17 protein-coding genes are annotated in these 15322 nt (G+C 36.4%); 10 read left to right on the top strand and 7 right to left on the bottom strand.

Annotation, left to right across the window (positions count from 1 at the left end; genetic code table 11):
* Positions 1 to 2: 2 nt before the first annotated feature.
* The 4 genes from SCI76_RS01150 to SCI76_RS01165 all read left to right on the top strand — a co-directional run bounded on the left by SCI76_RS01150 (position 3) and on the right by SCI76_RS01165 (position 4219).
* Positions 3 to 935, top strand: a complete 933-nt coding sequence (locus SCI76_RS01150; protein WP_048019250.1) for a TcaA NTF2-like domain-containing protein — start codon at positions 3 to 5, stop codon at positions 933 to 935.
* Positions 936 to 982: 47 nt separating this feature from the next.
* Complete coding sequence (locus SCI76_RS01155) at positions 983 to 2179, top strand: TcaA NTF2-like domain-containing protein (protein WP_047750877.1); 1197 nt, start codon at positions 983 to 985, stop codon at positions 2177 to 2179.
* A 381-nt stretch (positions 2180 to 2560) separates the two neighbouring features.
* Entirely contained in the window at positions 2561 to 3643 is a 1083-nt protein-coding gene (locus tag SCI76_RS01160) for a tyrosine-type recombinase/integrase (protein ID WP_048019252.1), read from the top strand.
* Between the two features lie 141 nt (positions 3644 to 3784).
* Entirely contained in the window at positions 3785 to 4219 is a 435-nt protein-coding gene (locus tag SCI76_RS01165) for a hypothetical protein (RefSeq protein ID WP_013083346.1), read from the top strand.
* Positions 4220 to 4255: 36 nt separating this feature from the next.
* Here SCI76_RS01165 and SCI76_RS01170 read toward each other — a convergent pair whose 3' ends face one another.
* On the bottom strand, positions 4256 to 4708 hold the full coding sequence (locus SCI76_RS01170; protein WP_033579104.1) for a MarR family winged helix-turn-helix transcriptional regulator: 453 nt from the start codon (positions 4706 to 4708) through the stop codon (positions 4256 to 4258).
* Between the two features lie 198 nt (positions 4709 to 4906).
* Between SCI76_RS01170 and SCI76_RS01175 the strand changes: the two genes are divergently transcribed.
* From SCI76_RS01175 to SCI76_RS01185, 3 genes are all read left to right on the top strand, one after another.
* On the top strand, positions 4907 to 5695 hold the full coding sequence (locus tag SCI76_RS01175) for an HAD family hydrolase (RefSeq protein ID WP_063247906.1): 789 nt from the start codon (positions 4907 to 4909) through the stop codon (positions 5693 to 5695).
* Positions 5696 to 5898: 203 nt separating this feature from the next.
* Positions 5899 to 6522, top strand: coding sequence for a hypothetical protein (locus SCI76_RS01180; protein ID WP_063247907.1), 624 nt, complete (start codon positions 5899 to 5901; stop codon positions 6520 to 6522).
* A gap of 255 nt (positions 6523 to 6777) precedes the next feature.
* Positions 6778 to 7287, top strand: a complete 510-nt coding sequence (locus SCI76_RS01185; RefSeq protein ID WP_048019255.1) for a hypothetical protein — start codon at positions 6778 to 6780, stop codon at positions 7285 to 7287.
* A 93-nt stretch (positions 7288 to 7380) separates the two neighbouring features.
* On the opposite strand, the gene SCI76_RS01190 is transcribed toward SCI76_RS01185, so the two are convergent.
* From SCI76_RS01190 to SCI76_RS01200, 3 genes are all read right to left on the bottom strand, one after another.
* Complete coding sequence (locus SCI76_RS01190; RefSeq protein ID WP_063247908.1) at positions 7381 to 8661, bottom strand: Nramp family divalent metal transporter; 1281 nt, start codon at positions 8659 to 8661, stop codon at positions 7381 to 7383.
* Between the two features lie 156 nt (positions 8662 to 8817).
* Positions 8818 to 9747, bottom strand: coding sequence for a PD-(D/E)XK nuclease family protein (locus SCI76_RS01195; protein WP_063247909.1), 930 nt, complete (start codon positions 9745 to 9747; stop codon positions 8818 to 8820).
* A 411-nt stretch (positions 9748 to 10158) separates the two neighbouring features.
* Positions 10159 to 10653 (bottom strand): hypothetical protein, encoded by a 495-nt coding sequence (locus SCI76_RS01200; RefSeq protein WP_063247910.1) that lies wholly within the window; start codon positions 10651 to 10653, stop codon positions 10159 to 10161.
* A 416-nt stretch (positions 10654 to 11069) separates the two neighbouring features.
* Between SCI76_RS01200 and SCI76_RS01205 the strand changes: the two genes are divergently transcribed.
* Complete coding sequence (locus SCI76_RS01205; protein ID WP_048019258.1) at positions 11070 to 11570, top strand: GNAT family N-acetyltransferase; 501 nt, start codon at positions 11070 to 11072, stop codon at positions 11568 to 11570.
* Positions 11571 to 11606: 36 nt separating this feature from the next.
* Here the strand turns inward: SCI76_RS01205 and uraH are convergent, their stop codons facing one another.
* Genes uraH through SCI76_RS01220 form a run of 3 tightly spaced genes read right to left on the bottom strand, consistent with a single transcriptional unit; the run spans position 11607 to position 13822 of the window.
* Positions 11607 to 11963: a hydroxyisourate hydrolase gene (gene uraH / locus SCI76_RS01210; protein ID WP_063247911.1), complete on the bottom strand. Its 357-nt coding sequence runs from the start codon at positions 11961 to 11963 to the stop codon at positions 11607 to 11609.
* Positions 11960 to 12487, bottom strand: coding sequence for a 2-oxo-4-hydroxy-4-carboxy-5-ureidoimidazoline decarboxylase (gene uraD, locus SCI76_RS01215; protein ID WP_028413185.1), 528 nt, complete (start codon positions 12485 to 12487; stop codon positions 11960 to 11962). Before uraD ends, uraH begins: the two co-directional genes overlap by 4 nt.
* A gap of 12 nt (positions 12488 to 12499) precedes the next feature.
* Positions 12500 to 13822 carry a nucleobase:cation symporter-2 family protein gene (locus tag SCI76_RS01220; RefSeq protein WP_047750881.1) on the bottom strand — a complete coding sequence of 441 codons (1323 nt, stop codon included), beginning with the start codon at positions 13820 to 13822 and terminating at the stop codon, positions 12500 to 12502.
* Positions 13823 to 14091: 269 nt separating this feature from the next.
* Between SCI76_RS01220 and SCI76_RS01225 the strand changes: the two genes are divergently transcribed.
* Both SCI76_RS01225 and SCI76_RS01230 read left to right on the top strand, forming a co-directional pair.
* Positions 14092 to 14679 carry a lysophospholipid acyltransferase family protein gene (locus SCI76_RS01225; protein ID WP_394557138.1) on the top strand — a complete coding sequence of 196 codons (588 nt, stop codon included), beginning with the start codon at positions 14092 to 14094 and terminating at the stop codon, positions 14677 to 14679.
* A 20-nt stretch (positions 14680 to 14699) separates the two neighbouring features.
* Complete coding sequence (locus tag SCI76_RS01230) at positions 14700 to 15185, top strand: hypothetical protein (RefSeq protein WP_014459920.1); 486 nt, start codon at positions 14700 to 14702, stop codon at positions 15183 to 15185.
* Positions 15186 to 15322 lie beyond the last annotated feature (137 nt).

Below are 15322 nucleotides of genomic sequence, written 5' to 3' on the forward strand. Positions count from 1 at the left end.
TTATGATGAACAAACGTAATACAATCATTATCACGGTTGTTTCATCTATTCTGTTATCAGCCTGTCAGCAAGAAGAGACAATAAAAGACGGAAATACAATGATAGTAGAAAAAGATGCAAAAAAAGTACTAAATGAACCAAAAACACAGGTAGAAAGCATTCAATCAATTGATTTGAATAAAGAAGCAATGAGCGGAAAATTTATCACAGCCTGGATGACTGATTATTTTTCAGCGTTTGGAAAAGCAGTTGATGACAACTCTTTTAATGATCTAAAAGCTTACTTGAAAGCGGACAGTTCTTTTTATAAAGAGCAGAACCTTCTTGTTGAAAATTTCACACGACAAGGCATCGAGCAGAAGAAGCAAACGTTTCATATTGTCAATTGGTATGAAGAACCTAACCATGTGTTCAAAATACAAACCCACGAGGAAAGCTTATTAAAGCAGCCGGGTAAAGATCCTTACAGCAAAGTTTGCGACCGCCTTTATACAGCTGTTTACCAAAACGATACGTTAAAGCTATCGAGTGTAGAACCATTCGACTTTTCATCTAAACCAAATGCACACACTGAAACTCCCACTACACAAACAACAGATTTACACGACTACGATGGAAAATGGACCACTGGCAATGATAACGGATCTCCTATCATTCAATTTCTTGCTACATCCAACTCGGAAGCGACGATTAAAATAAATTCGTACCAGCCACCTAGCAAAATCCGCGTGTCAACCGTTGAACAAAAAAATATTCGCTTTGAAAATAACCAAGCCGCCATTGAATATGAAAATGATGGACAAGGAAATAAAGGAACCATTGTCATTACGCTTAAAGAAAACTCCATTTCGTTACTCGCTAAAACAGATCAAAATAAAAAGGCAAAATGGGGAATTCCAAGCGGTGATTACGTACTTGATACGTTTGAGAATTAAAAATCCTTTTAAGAACAGACTAAATTCGACATTGAGGAGGACACCTTATGCATAAAAAATGGACGATTGCATTCGTTCTACTGCTGCTAATGGTTTTGACGGCCTGTGAAGAAAAAGAAACAGTTAAGTTATCCAAACCAACCGAACCTTCCTCAGATGAAGTGATCCCAAAAGATCAAGCTAAGTCATCTATCAAGCCTGATCTTGTATCAGAAAAAAAAGCAGAAAAAACTGCAGTTGAGACGATGAATAAAATTTCAAGCACCTATAAAGAATTAGGTGAAGAGTATGAATGGGATAATGAATCTAACCCTGCTGATTATGAAACGTTAAAAAAAGCGCTAACGCCATATGCAACATCATCTTTAATTGCAACAAAGTTAAAAAGTATCTCCACTAACTATTACTGTAAAGAATGTAATATGAGCTTTTTCCCTGATGTTAATCATCTTATTCGATTTGAACTTATTAACAATCACGCCGGGCAATTTTCGGTGTCAGCCATTGAGCCAATTAGTAAAGAAGGAAGCGGCGGACTGACCATTTACATGAATTTTAAATACGTTAATAAGCAATGGAAGTTAAATGAATGGGATGAAGTTACCTATCATCAAAAATACCTCAACATTACGGCCGATGAATATATGGAATACGTGAAGTCAATTAATCCTTCTAGTGATATTTCATACCAAGGCGAAACAACCCGCACAAATGAAAAAGGGGAAAAGGAAGAAATCATGGTTTTCAAAGAGAACCATACAAAGTATGCCATCAGCAAAAACAGCTCTCAGCGAATCGACGACTTTAAAGAAGATGAAAAAGAAAAAGAAGAGAAGGAAGAAAAAGAGTTTAATTTAAAAAATATCCCAAAAGTTGATCAAGAAACAGCAGATATTTTTATTGAACATTATTTGCGAGATTTAACAAAGTCCATTAACACAAATAAATTCGAACACGTACAGCCTTATATCCAGCGTGACAGTGTTTTGTGGAATGATCAAAAGCAGCTTGTGAAAATGCTGTATGAAAGAGACATTCGAGAAGAACTCGTTGATTATTCGGTATTAGACGTTGAACCTGTGAGTGAAGAAGAAGATGATGATGAAACGGTCTATACAATCCAAACAAAAGAAGTTATTTCCATTACAACGAACGGTCAAAGTCAAGAAAAAGAGTATTACCGAACGTATACCGTTTCTTACAGCAACAAACAGTTGTATCTGACAAAAATTGAATCACTTTAAAAAACATCACGCTTTGCGTGATGTTTTTATGTATACACAATTTGTGTAATTCCTATCATGATAGATTTTAACGTTCCACCATAAAAAGCAAATCTTTAGAAAGAGCATTTTAAAAAAACACTTTACTATACTAACGCAAGATAACTCTTCCTTATCAAGCGTTTATATGATAAAGTATAAAAATAAGCAGAAAATAGAAGAAATTTTACATATAATGGATATTTATGTTGGAATCTTTAAAAAACGACTTTCTAAATTAAGTTTTGAGAGGTTTTTGAAAACTTTTAATGGTATTTGTTGCAGTTTGATAAAAATTCGTTATATACAATTTTGGGTCATTTAAAAGGTATTTCTTTATTTGTGGTAATTAGGAGGGTTAAAATGGAAGAATTTGAATTATCGCCTGCGAAAAATTCGTTTCGCCAGCTAAAAGAGCAGTGGGAAGAGGCAGAGCTGTTAGATGAAGATAACAACTTGAATTTAAAGCACGTTTCAGATGAAGAATTTATTCAGCTCTTTTTTTCAATGCGTATTATCAAAAAATCACTTTCTCCTCATACGATCAGATCTTATAATCAAGACATGAAAACGATTCTGTCTTTTTTCTATGAACGAGAGATTACATTAAAATCGATTGGATTTATGGAAGTCAAATTATTTAATGAAGAAATGATAAATCAATATGCCAATCGCACTGCTGCAAGAAAACTAGAATTTTTTAGAAGAATGCTAGAGTTTGGACACGCTACTCATTTTTATCCTTCGCTGTATACGACGTGGATTGAAAAACCATCTATCGCAAAAGGACATTACAGTGATAAGGAAAAACAAAATCGTACCGAATACCGAGAGCTAACCGATCGCGAAGCCCAGGTGATTGTAAATGCGTTAGAATCCGTCGTGCGCATTCGCCAGCATGAAAAGGAATTCAAAGCGCGCAATCGCTTAATGGGAATGCTTTTGTATATGAGTGGAATGCGTTCAAGTGAACTGCTAAGTTTAAATTGGGGAAGCTTCCGCGAAGACCGCCGCGGAAATTTGGTTGTAGATGTGATTGGTAAAGGAAAAAAAGAACGCACTATTCCCGTGTTTGATGATGTGAAAGAAACGCTTTTCACTTATCGGCAAGCGTTAAATGAAAGCACCGAACTAAGTCCTTTTGACACTGAACCGCTTTTTTACTCCATTAAAGAGTATTATCGTACCGGCGAAAAAAAGCGATTATCCTATACAACGTTGTATCGAACGATTAAATCAGCTGTTTATAAAGTGAAAGGAAACGCGTCTATTTCTCCTCATTGGTTTCGTCATACCTTTATTACAAACAGTTTAGCTAATGACGTTCCGCTTGCGGTTGTGAAACAAGTAGTAGGGCATTCTTCTATTGCTACAACGAACGTTTATCTTGAAAAACTTCAAGAGGATACGGTATACGACGCGTTTCGAAAGTCGGGCTATCGCTAATCACTTATAATATTTTTATGTAAACTAAAAAATATATATTTTCATTTTTACTGCTTATGCGTATGAAATAAGTTGTATAAATGAATAAGTTACTTTTCCTACAATATAATGGTAGAAAGTCGATAAAGGAGGGAGCTACCTATGACGGCTAAACATCCGCTTCACTACCATTTCGGAGAAGTAACGGAGCTTTTTCATTACATATACGAAGTTTGTGAAACAGCAGGTATTTATATCGACTGGAGCGGAACAGCCCAAACCGTTCAGCTATATCGAAGTAAAGAATCTTTTTTATCCGGAGAACGCTATATCGGAGCGATTCAATATGAAGGGAGCAATCAGTTTCAAAAAAGATGGCCTTCTACCGTCAGTTTGAGATTTCGACGTGCAAACTTGTCGTTTATTTTAAAATATTGTTTAGAACAAATTGAAGACTACCGCAAAGACACAAATAAAGAACCCTTCATTAATCCAAATGCAGAATCCATCGCGTTTAAATTCACCTCTTTAACAGATGAAACCAAACAAGTGATTTCAAAAATTAAAGAAGTATTATGTATTGCCAACTACGTATAAAACCCCGCAGAATGTTACCTGTGGGGTTTTGGGTATCTAACGCAGGTTTTCTGCGTCTTGAAGCAATTGTTCGGCGCGGAATTCAAGTTTTTGTAAAGTGTCGGTATAAATCTTTACCTGCTGCTCGTTTAGCTGGGACGTTAATTCGGAAAATACCTGTTCTACAGCAGGTGTCACTTCCGTTTTTAAACGCAGGCCGTCTTCTGTTATTTGAATAAAAAACGAGCGGCGATCTTCTGGATTTCTAACACGCTGAATCCAATTTTGTTTTTCTAGTAAATCTAAAATTTTAGTCAGCGTCGCTTGATCTTTATCTGCTCGCTCAGCTAATTGCTTCTGTGTACTATATTCAGCTTCTGATACGCGCTTTAAAACGGTCCACTGTTCTGGCGTAATCCCAAAAGGACGTAAGTGTGCGGCAACGACTCTGCTTAAGCGCTTACTTGTACGAACGGTGGGAATGCCGAATATTTCTTCTAACGATTCCATATAAAACCTCCTGCATATATACCTGCTGTGATTATATCAGCTGTTTTTATTTCTGTAAATTTGTTTGTAAAGGTGATCCTTTATAAAAATAAATTTACACAATAAATCGCAAATACACTAGACTTATTGTGTGTATCCTTGTAATCTAGTGTAAGAATAGTTAAACTTTTTCAAAAATAGTAGGGGGTACACACATCCATGATTAAAGCGGTATTTTTCGACCTAGATGACACGCTACTTTGGGATCAAAAAAGCGTAAAAGAAGCATTCTTTGCAACATGTACATATGCAAGTGAAAAATATAATCTAAAACCTGAAGAACTAGAAGAAGCGGTGCGCAAAGAAGCAAGAGAATTATATGCTTCGTATGAAACCTATGAATTTACGCAAATGATTGGCATTAATCCATTTGAAGGGTTATGGGGAAATTTTCTAGACGATCATGATCAATTCCGAAAAATGAAAGATATTGTTCCTACTTATCGCAAAGAAGCTTGGACTCGAGGCCTTCGTGCTCTAGGAATTCACGACGATGCTTTTGGAGCGGAATTAGCTGAACGTTTTCCTTTAGAGCGCCGCAAAACACCGTTTGTATACGAAGAAACGTTTGAAGTGCTTAATCAATTAAAAGGAAAGTACAAGCTGCTGCTGTTAACAAACGGTTCACCTGACTTACAAAATACCAAATTAGATATTACATCGGAACTAGTTCCATATTTTGATGAGATTGTGATTTCAGGGGCATTTGGCCGGGGTAAGCCTGATCCATCTATTTTCGACCATGCTTTATCACTTATGGATTTAAAGAAAGATGAAGCGATCATGGTTGGAGATAATTTAATGACAGATATACTGGGTTCTTCTCGCGTTGGAATGAAATCTGTATGGATTAATCGTCACGATAAAGAGCGAAATGAAGTCATTCCTACTTATGAAATTACCCATTTAAGTGAACTGCATTCAATTTTAGATGAACTAAATTCGTAATACGAACAAACAAAAAGAGGCGTAAATCGTCTCTTTTTTGTTGTAAAAACAAGTACAAAAGTCTCTGAAAGTCCTATATCCGTTCCAAACCTCACTGACTTCAGTCACTTTTTCTTCTTCCTGCATAGTAAACCAATCTTATCCTTGATTCCCAGATAAATACCATGTAGCATAGTATATAGACTAGTCATTGGAGGAATAACATGAAGAAAATAGTTACCAGAAGCCTTGTAGCGGCTGTTTTGTTCACAAGTCTCGCCGCTTGTGAAGACAAACAAGGCGATACGCACGTCACTTACAAAAACCCTCAACCTAAACATGCCCCTGGAGCAGACACCATTTCAGCAACAGATGAAACGATGGCGCCTGTAAGCCGGGTAGCTACAGAAGATGAAACCGATGATCGATTAGCGTTTGGAGAACGATCAAAACACGGTCAATATTACGTTTCCACAACGGATGCACAATTTTATCCTGTTAAAGGAGCTAAACAAGTAAACACCCAGTACATTGTCGTATCCGTTCAGTTTCAGCGAACACCTAATGAACATTCGGCTGTAGTATTAAACGACACAACGTTTACATTACAAGACACAGCAACTTATCAAACCTACGAACCGTCTGATGGAGGAAATTTATTGACAGAAACCCCGCACACCCTGTGGACAGCTTTTTCATCACCGTCATTATCTGACGACGAACCACTTAACCTCGATGTTGCATTTAAAATTCCAAAAAAGGCCAACCATACGTATAACCTGTTAATTACACAGCAATCAGAACGAGCAGATGTGTTTAAGTTTGAAGAAGCCAAACAAGATTATTAATTACATACAGAAAAAAACGCCTATCTTTTGTTGTATAGAAAAAGAAGGCGTTTTTTTGTAAAACTATCTTGTTTCTCATAGAAAGAGCAAACGATAGACATAAAAAGAAAAAGAGAATAGACATAAAACGCGTTAGTGTAGTCAAGTTCAAAAAGAACGTGTATCATTGTAACTACTGGTACCAAAAGATAGACATAAAATATAAATAAAAAAGTTATGAGAAAGGAAAAGGTGCGTACATCACGTTAAAGACATATGAATCATAAACATACAAAAACAACTACTGAATTTAGTAATAAAAAAATAAACATGCATTTAAATAGAAAGCTATCAGCCGCCATTATAGCTGCGTTTCTTTTTACTTTACTTTTTTGTTTTATGCCAGGTATAAAAGAATCAATTCCTAATTTTTCTATTAAAAAAACCAGTCAGAATTTCATTGATTTATTTCCTTTATACCTTTTATTTTTTACACCCTTCTTTTTAATAATGGGGACGTTAGGCACGGTTATCGTTGATTTATTAGTCAGTGCTTTTGTAAAAGACCGTAGTAAAAAAATTGATTTTATCATGTCATTCATATTTCACGCCATTTTTGGGTTATTAATGTTTGAATTCGGAATGTTGGGCGTCATTCTTATTTTTATTGTGGATCGCCTTCTTTCAATCCGTAAAGAAAACTATTCTTATTTATATCCACTAGGTTGCTTAGTACTGTCGGCCATTATTGGAACTCTCGTCTACTTCATTTTTACTATCGTTTAATAAAAAAATAATAAAAAAGAGACCCAATTGTTAGACTATATCTAACTTTTCAGGGTCTCTTTTTTGTTTTTTCTTGAAAGTTTGATTTATTTACTATGCGAATGTTTGATAAATCAAAAAGATATTTAAACAAATGACTAATGCAGCTATCACCCAAGCTACAGTAGTTGTTGCTTTATGATTAACCAACCCGCCCATGATTTTTTTATTACTTGTAAACATGATAAGAGGTACAAGCGCAAATGCAATTCCGAACGATAAAATAACTTGACTGACAACTAGTGCACTTGTTGGATTTACGCCAAGTCCGATAATCAAAAGCGGCGGAATAATTGTAATGAAACGACGAAGATATAAAGGAATTCTGCGTTTAATAAATCCTTGCATGATGACATCTCCAGACATTGTTCCGACCGAAGAACTTGAAAGTCCTGAAGATAATAATCCAACACCGAACGCAATAGCTGCAAAAGGACCAATTAAATGTTCAAATTGTGTAAAAGCCACGTCCAAATCTTGCACGTTTAGTCCGTTTTTAAAGAATAGAGCGGCTGCGACAATCAGCATGCTTGCATTAATTGCACCAGCGATAATCATGGCAATCACAATATCGATAAATTCAAAGCGGAAAATCGCTTTTTTCTCCGATTCTGTAGTTCCTACCACGCGGCGCTGCGTAAGAGCTGAGTGCAAATAAATCGCGTGCGGCATAACTGTAGCACCTAAAATCCCAGAAGCTAACAGCACGCTGTCTGTCCCGTGAAACTGAGGGACAAATAAGCCGTGGACAACACTTGCGCCGTCTGGATGCGCAAGAAACATTTGAGTCCCAAAAGCTAATACCACAATAAAAACCATTGCTGCAATCGCTGCTTCTAGCAGTCGAACACCTCGTCTTTGTAACTCTAAAATAGCAAAAGAACCTACCGCTGCGATGAGTGCAGCTGGGAACAAAGGAATATGAAATAATAAATAAATTCCAAGAGCAGCCCCAATAAATTCTGCTAAATCCGTCGCCATAATGACTAATTCCCCTTGGATCCAAAGCCCAAAAGAAACGAAGGACGGGAAGTGTTCCTGTGCTATCTCGGGTAAATTCAAGCCTGTTGCAATACCTAATTTAGCTGATAACGATTGAATTAAGACAGCCATTAAGTTAGAAATTAATACAACCCAAAGCAACATGTATCCGTATTGAGAGCCTGCTGCGATGTTAGTAGCAAAATTACCTGGGTCAATATAGGCAACCGCTGCGATAAAGGCAGGCCCTAAGAAAGGTAATAATCGCTTAATTCCTTTTGTTTTACCCGACAATACGTCTTGAGCACTTAGCTGCATAGCTGATAATGCTTTACTGCCGTTTTGATCTTTCATGTCTAGTGCTCCTTTCTTTGATGAACAATAAATAGCCCAAGCTAATTTTTTTATATGAAGTATAAAATGTTTCCTTAATGCAAATTATATGCTAGCAAAGGTTCTTTTGACAATAAAAAAGTTTAGCAAAAAATATAAATCATCTTCAGCTGTTTTTTATCCCGTTTGGCACAATTCTTTAAATGCACACCCGTGACAGGAGGAAGGCGTATCTGCTTGAGGGAAATGCTTAAGCGGAAGAGGCTGATTTACCTCTGAGTGTTCCAAAAAAGTTTTCATATAGTCAATGCTTGTATCGATTTGCCGAAGAACAGCTTCAATTTCGTGAAGAGTAAGCTGATACGTACGCGCACTGCCTGAAAGCAAGTATTCGTTTCGGACTTTTATCTGATCAACAGAAATATTATATTCAGCTAGCACGTAGAGAGCGTAAATTGCCAGTTGAAACAAATCATCTTTTGTTTGTTTACTTGTTTTCCAATCAACAATCGTAAATTCGTCTGTGACTGGATTTTTAAAAAGGGAATGAAAAGGCGCATATACTTTATGATCATACACATTTATAGAACGAAACGACTGAGGAGAATCTACTTCTAAAGAAGGTGAAGACACCACGTCGCAAAACGATTTACTTTGTAAAAAGTTATGTACACAAATGTGTACCCGCTTTTGCATGTCTTTAAGATCTTTTTTAGAAATATAGCCGTTTTCGTAGAATTCTAAAAGCATCTTATACTGAGCAGGCTTATGATACCAAAGCTCTCCATAGTCAGTAGAATCACGCAGTGCGTTATTTAGTAGCTGCTGTACTTTCTTCACTAAATTTTGTTCACCCGGGACAATCTGTGTAGATGTATAGTCAGAAATGGCTTCTGTAATCACCTGACGGACGGCTTGTCCTGCGTACATAGATAAAGTAGAAACCTTTTTTAAACGATAAGCGCTTTGAGACTGTGCAGAAGCGCTGTCAAGCCATCCGTTGTGTGAGACATAATAATGATATGCATACTTTCGTTTGCACTGTGTGATCATTTTATGCCTGGAATAGGACCATGAAAATTCAGGGAAATCAGTGATTTGAAACAAGCTATTCACATCCTTTTTCAAAAACTGCGCATAGGTTGGTCTATTAGTGTATTCGTATATGAGTTAAAATAGACTAAAAGTGTAGAGAGTGAATAGCTACGCATGCATATTATTTTGTGGATTCTTGCGAAATATGTATAAATAGAAAAAACTATTTAAAAATTGGTTGCTTTTTTCTATGGCAGATGTTATATTAATAAAGCGATGAGCTAATTTGTGTAAGTCGAAGGACATGCTTTCGAGCTAAACGTGTGAATGTGGTCACACGGTCCCCGCCACAAACGCATCAAAGACGTCCTGCGTGGACGTCTTTTTCATTTTATAAAAAAGAGAGCATATTGCTCTCTTTTTTTGTGGTAACTTTTTGATCCCTTCTATAATTTCTGCCCCTTTTATTTACTGCAGCCAAACTTACTGTATTTGCACATTTGCCGCATATTGCATTGTTCCTCTTGTAGAGTTAATCACGATATCTACAACGTAAAAACCTTGATTTTCAGGAATCTTAAATTCATTATTTTTGACAAACAGCTTGGTTTTTTCACCGTTATTTTTCCATATATGCACGCTCACGCCGCGAATATAAGCGCCGTCTAGGTTGGAAAAATGGAGCTTAACCAATTGTTGCTGCTTTAAAGGGATACTTTTTTGCTGCGATATGTATGTATATAAATCATATACATTTATTTCTTTTTTTGTTGTTGAACGGCCGTTTGACCAGTTAATAGAACCTTTGTGAAGGTGATAGGTATGTTCGTTGACCCCAAGCGCAGCTTCAGGTTTGTTTTGGTCGTATTCTTCCTCTAGAAAGAAAGCACTGTTCTTAAGTAAGAGTAAGAAGAACACCGTAACAGCTCCTAGACCGCTTAAGACATATACACCACATTTTGCGGGTTGTACTTTCATAATAATTTCCTTTCACAGACCAATAATTAAAGAGGATAGGTACATAAAATTTCCACTTTTTCTATTCTAAACGATTACAAGTGAAATTACATTTATTGCTTTCTTTCTTCACAAAAAACAGGATAATAGTCATGTGTTTTCTATAAAAGGTCTCCTTATATCCAATTCAAACCCATATAAAAGGAAGATAAATGGAATTTAAAAGAGGGAATCTAAAAAATTTACAGAAGTTGATAAGTGATTTAAAATTATACAGAGGAAAAAAGGATTTCAAAAAAAGGGAGATTAGTAGGTTTTTCGTTCTACTGCAGCTACTTAAAAAGCCGTATTTTTCGTAAGAAACTGTAAAGCTATATTTTATAAAGGTGAACCAATACATATACAAACAAAAGGGACACACAAAAAGGGGGATCAGCATGGAAATTAGAGAACTAGAATTACATGATGCTGCAAACTTTGTAGATTTGCTTAAACAGATTGAAGAAGAAAGTAAGTTTATGCTGTTCGAAAGTGGAGAGCGAAAGCTGAGTACGGATCAGCAGGAGAAAAACATCGAAATCTTTAAGCAGCAGCCAAACTCTACGATTATTGTAGCAGAAGAAAACGAGATGCTTGTGGGATATATAGCTGCAACAGGGGGCGAAGCTAACCGAAACGCTCACATCGCTTCTTTGACATTAGGTATTCGAAAGACGTTTCAAAATCAAGGAATTGGGACGGCTTTAATCGGTGCACTTGAAGAATGGGCGAGAGAACACCATATTCATCGTCTTGAACTGACAGTCGCTATACAGCATGAAAAGGCTCTTTCTTTATATGATAAAGTAGGATTTGGAATCGAAGGAACAAAGAAACATTCACTGCGAATTGGCGGTTTGTTTATTGATGAGTACTATATGTCTAAATTGCTCAACTAAAAAAAGAAACGACGTTTAAAGACGCCGTTTCTTTTTTTAACTTCCTCTATAAATTTGGTACCCCCACGGTGACACAAGCAAAGGGATGTGATAATGTTCTTGTTCAGAAGACAATCCGACTCGAACAGAAACTTGATTTAAAAAGGGCGGATTTGTTGTTTGGACTTCTTGTTTTTTATAGTATTCCCCAATATGGAACAAAAGTTCATAATTTCCTGATTCAAACGCTTCAGAAGAGAAGAGCGGGTTTGCTAATCTTCCGTCTTCATTTGTAGTACCATGAGAAAGCTTTATTCGTTTACTTTCTGACTGGATGTGATAGAAATCAACTTTGACAAAAGCAGCCGGACATCCGTGAGTGAGGTCTAAAATATGCGTTGTAATTTTAGTCATGCTCGTTTCTTTGTCTCCTTATCTTCAGTAATTTTATCAGTTAAACGAAAGAAAGCAATTTTATATACTTCTTCTAACGCTGTAGCAAACTCCGTTTGTTTGGTATTCTGTAAGCGACTTTGCATTGCCTCGTAAATATCTTCTTTTTGTTTACCTCGTACTGCCAAAATAAAAGGGAAAGGAAACTTTTCCATATACATTCCATTAAGAGAAGAAAACTGTTCATACTCATTTTGTGTTAAGTTTTGTAAGCCTGCTTTTGTTTGTTCTTCAGTAGAAGCAGATGTCATAGCGATATTTTCACCTAGATTTGGATGAGCTTTCAGCAACTTAAGCTGTTTTTCTACAGATGCTTGCGCTACAATTTCTTTCATCTTTCCATGAAGTTGTTCAACGGAAGAGAAAGGGCGCTTAGAATAAGCTTCTTCTGCAACCCAAGGTGAATGTTCAAATATATCGCCAACTAATGAGACAAAATGCTGCTTGCTAAGCTGATTTACATACTGCACAGATACATTATTCATACTAAACCACCTTTACTTTACTTCTGAATAATCTGTCTTCTCTAAAGAGACAGAAGGTACTTTTCGTTCAACCGATGCGTTAAAAAAGAGATTTAATAAAATGGCAGCTAAACTTCCAGTAATAACTCCATCGCTTACAATTACACGCAAAGCATTTGGGAGCTGGGCGAATAAATCGGGTACCACCGTTACACCAAGACCCAGCGAAAGAGAGCACGCAATAATCAGCAAATTTTCTTGTTTAGCCAAATCAACAGCGCTTAGCATTTTGATGCCTGATGAAATAACTAAACCAAACAACACGACCATTGCTCCTCCTAAAACAGGAGTAGGAATAATGGTTGTAAAAGCAGCTATTTTAGGAACAAGTCCCAATAATACGAGAATAAAGCCGGCTACTACCACTACATTTTTTGTTTTTACTTTCGATAATTGAACCAGTCCTACATTCTGAGCGAATGTATTGTAAGGAAAAGCATTAAATAGCCCTCCAAGAACAATGGCGATTCCTTCGGCACGGTAGCCTTTTGTAAAATCTTTTTCAGTTAATTCCCGATCACACAGTTTTCCTAACGCTAAAAATACGCCTGTAGACTCAATAATAATGACCAAGCATACGAGAATCATCGTTAAAATCGGTCCAATTTCAAAAGTGGGCATCCCAAAATAAAAAGGAGTGGGAATGTGCAGCCAAGAAGCTTCATTAAAGTTAGTGAAATTAACTTTTCCCATTAATACAGCGGCTATTGTTCCGGCTATAATTCCAATCAACACAGAAAGAGAACGAAGGAAACCGCTGAAAAATCGATTTAAAATTAAAATAAGCGCTAGAACACCAAAAGATAGAAGAAGATTAGAAAGAGAACCAAAATCTTTACTTCCTACTCCTCCTGCCATATTTCGGACAGCGGATGGTACAAGTGATAAACCAATCATCGTCACAACCGTTCCTGTGACAACTGGAGGAAAAAATTTAATAATTTTGCCTAAAAAACTTGCTGCCAGTACGATAAAAATACCACCGGCAATAATCGCTCCGTAAACAGCGCTAATTCCATATTGAGTTCCAATCGCAATCATAGGAGTCACCGCTACAAATGAACTTCCAAGTACAACAGGAAGACCAATCCCAAACCACCTGTTCGTCCAAGCCTGCAGCAGCGTAGCTAGTCCGCAGGTCAGTAAATCAATGGCTACGAGATAGGCTAAGTCATGTGCATTTAAATTTAATGCGCGTCCTACCATCAGCGGAACGAGAATGGCACCCGCATACATAGCGAGTACGTGCTGTAATCCCAATGAAGCTAGTCGAAACGGCCGATTTTGGTTATTCACCTAAAAACCTCCTTTAATTATATCACATGTAATGTTAATAAATATTACATTTAGAATGATACATTAATAGTAAAATGTTTTTCAAGGGATGTCATTAGTCAAGTTGACCAAAAACAGAGGTTTCAATATCTCCTTTTTTACAATATATAGAGAAGTAGGTAAGCTACCGTGTAAAAAGATGTTACATTTATTTTTTAGTACCAGATATTAATATCAAGTGATATAATTTTGTATATATTTTCAAATAATAGAGGGAAGAGGAAATGTTTATGTATAATCTTGCGGCTCACGCATGTAAATTTTTATTAAAAAGAAGAGGTAAGCTTTACATAAGGAATAAAGAGTCTTTACCAACAGACACAGGTTTTGTGATCGCTTGTTCGCATAAGGGATGGGTAGACGTTGTAGCGCTTGGTGCGGCTATTTTGCCTCACCAAATTCATTTTATGGCAAAAAAGGAGCTTTTTAATCATATACTCACTAGTAATGTATTAAAAAAACTTAACGCATTCCCAGTAGATCGTAACAACCCTGGACCCAGCAGCATTAAAACACCTATTAAATTAGCAAAAGAAGGACATATCGTCGGGATTTTTCCTAGCGGTACGCGAACGGAGGAAGACGTTCCCTTAAAAAGAGGAGCAGTCACTATAGCAAGTATGGCAAAGGTTCCTATCGTACCCGCAGTTTACAAAGGACCCGCAAATGTAAAAGATTTATTTTCAAAAGATCCCATTGTCATTTCCTTTGGAAAGCCTATCTACCTTGCTGAAGGCAAACTGACAAAAGATCGCCTTGCTGACGTGTCAAATCACTTAACAGCTTCGATTCGTGCGTTAGAGGAAACAGAAACATAACTTCATAGCGGAGGTGCATCATGAAGGATTGGGTACAGAGAAAGCTAAACGATGTGATTAGTGATGATGTGCAGGCGAAAATGAAAGAAAAGATGGCTGAAAGCGGTGTAACCGTTCCTATATCCGCTTCTATGCTCATGCGAATTTTTCAAAAACAAATGACAAAGCAAGATCAAATTCAGCAATTTTCTATTTCATTTCAAGACTCCTATATTCACGTGAATGGAATTATTAAAAAATTTCTGGTGAGAATTCCATTTTCCATTGTGCTAGAACCTCTTGAAGCAAAAGAACGTACGCTTTTATTCAAAATCCATGAAATGAAACCTCTTAATCAAAATTGGATCAACTATCGAATTTTTCATAAGCCGCCTGTTACTACGTATGAAGAAAAACAAATTCATATCAACCTCAATGAAATTGATAAAATAAAGGTCATTCCAGTAGGGAAAATCAAACAATTTTCAATACAAGATGAAAAGCTCCGAGTGAAAATTGGTTTATAAATGGTTGTAAATAAAATGTAGAAATAGTTTTTTTAGAAAGAAAACCTTTTCAGTTCAGCACTTAATTCGATTAGGTGCTATTTCTTTATAGTTTTTATAAAATTTTTAGAATTTTTCGTCTCTAACTATTGTGACAC

The sequence above is a fragment of the Priestia sp. HNGD-A6 genome (assembly GCF_045784335.1).
Taxonomy (GTDB): domain Bacteria; phylum Bacillota; class Bacilli; order Bacillales; family Bacillaceae_H; genus Priestia; species Priestia zanthoxyli.

Excerpts from the sequence above, each read along its gene's own strand:
- SCI76_RS01225 (WP_394557138.1), top strand. The coding sequence starts at position 14,092 with ATGTATAATCTTGCGGCTCACGCATGTAAATTTTTATTAAAAAGAAGA.
- SCI76_RS01150 (WP_048019250.1), top strand. The coding sequence starts at position 3 with ATGATGAACAAACGTAATACAATCATTATCACGGTTGTTTCATCTATT.
- SCI76_RS01175 (WP_063247906.1), top strand. The coding sequence starts at position 4,907 with ATGATTAAAGCGGTATTTTTCGACCTAGATGACACGCTACTTTGGGAT.
- SCI76_RS01155 (WP_047750877.1), top strand. The coding sequence starts at position 983 with ATGCATAAAAAATGGACGATTGCATTCGTTCTACTGCTGCTAATGGTT.
- SCI76_RS01230 (WP_014459920.1), top strand. The coding sequence starts at position 14,700 with ATGAAGGATTGGGTACAGAGAAAGCTAAACGATGTGATTAGTGATGAT.
- SCI76_RS01190 (WP_063247908.1), bottom strand. The coding sequence starts at position 8,661 with ATGAAAGATCAAAACGGCAGTAAAGCATTATCAGCTATGCAGCTAAGT.
- SCI76_RS01200 (WP_063247910.1), bottom strand. The coding sequence starts at position 10,653 with ATGAAAGTACAACCCGCAAAATGTGGTGTATATGTCTTAAGCGGTCTA.
- uraD (WP_028413185.1), bottom strand. The coding sequence starts at position 12,487 with ATGAATAATGTATCTGTGCAGTATGTAAATCAGCTTAGCAAGCAGCAT.
- SCI76_RS01160 (WP_048019252.1), top strand. The coding sequence starts at position 2,561 with ATGGAAGAATTTGAATTATCGCCTGCGAAAAATTCGTTTCGCCAGCTA.
- SCI76_RS01205 (WP_048019258.1), top strand. The coding sequence starts at position 11,070 with ATGGAAATTAGAGAACTAGAATTACATGATGCTGCAAACTTTGTAGAT.
- SCI76_RS01165 (WP_013083346.1), top strand. The coding sequence starts at position 3,785 with ATGACGGCTAAACATCCGCTTCACTACCATTTCGGAGAAGTAACGGAG.
- uraH (WP_063247911.1), bottom strand. The coding sequence starts at position 11,963 with ATGACTAAAATTACAACGCATATTTTAGACCTCACTCACGGATGTCCG.
- SCI76_RS01185 (WP_048019255.1), top strand. The coding sequence starts at position 6,778 with ATGAATCATAAACATACAAAAACAACTACTGAATTTAGTAATAAAAAA.
- SCI76_RS01180 (WP_063247907.1), top strand. The coding sequence starts at position 5,899 with ATGAAGAAAATAGTTACCAGAAGCCTTGTAGCGGCTGTTTTGTTCACA.
- SCI76_RS01170 (WP_033579104.1), bottom strand. The coding sequence starts at position 4,708 with ATGGAATCGTTAGAAGAAATATTCGGCATTCCCACCGTTCGTACAAGT.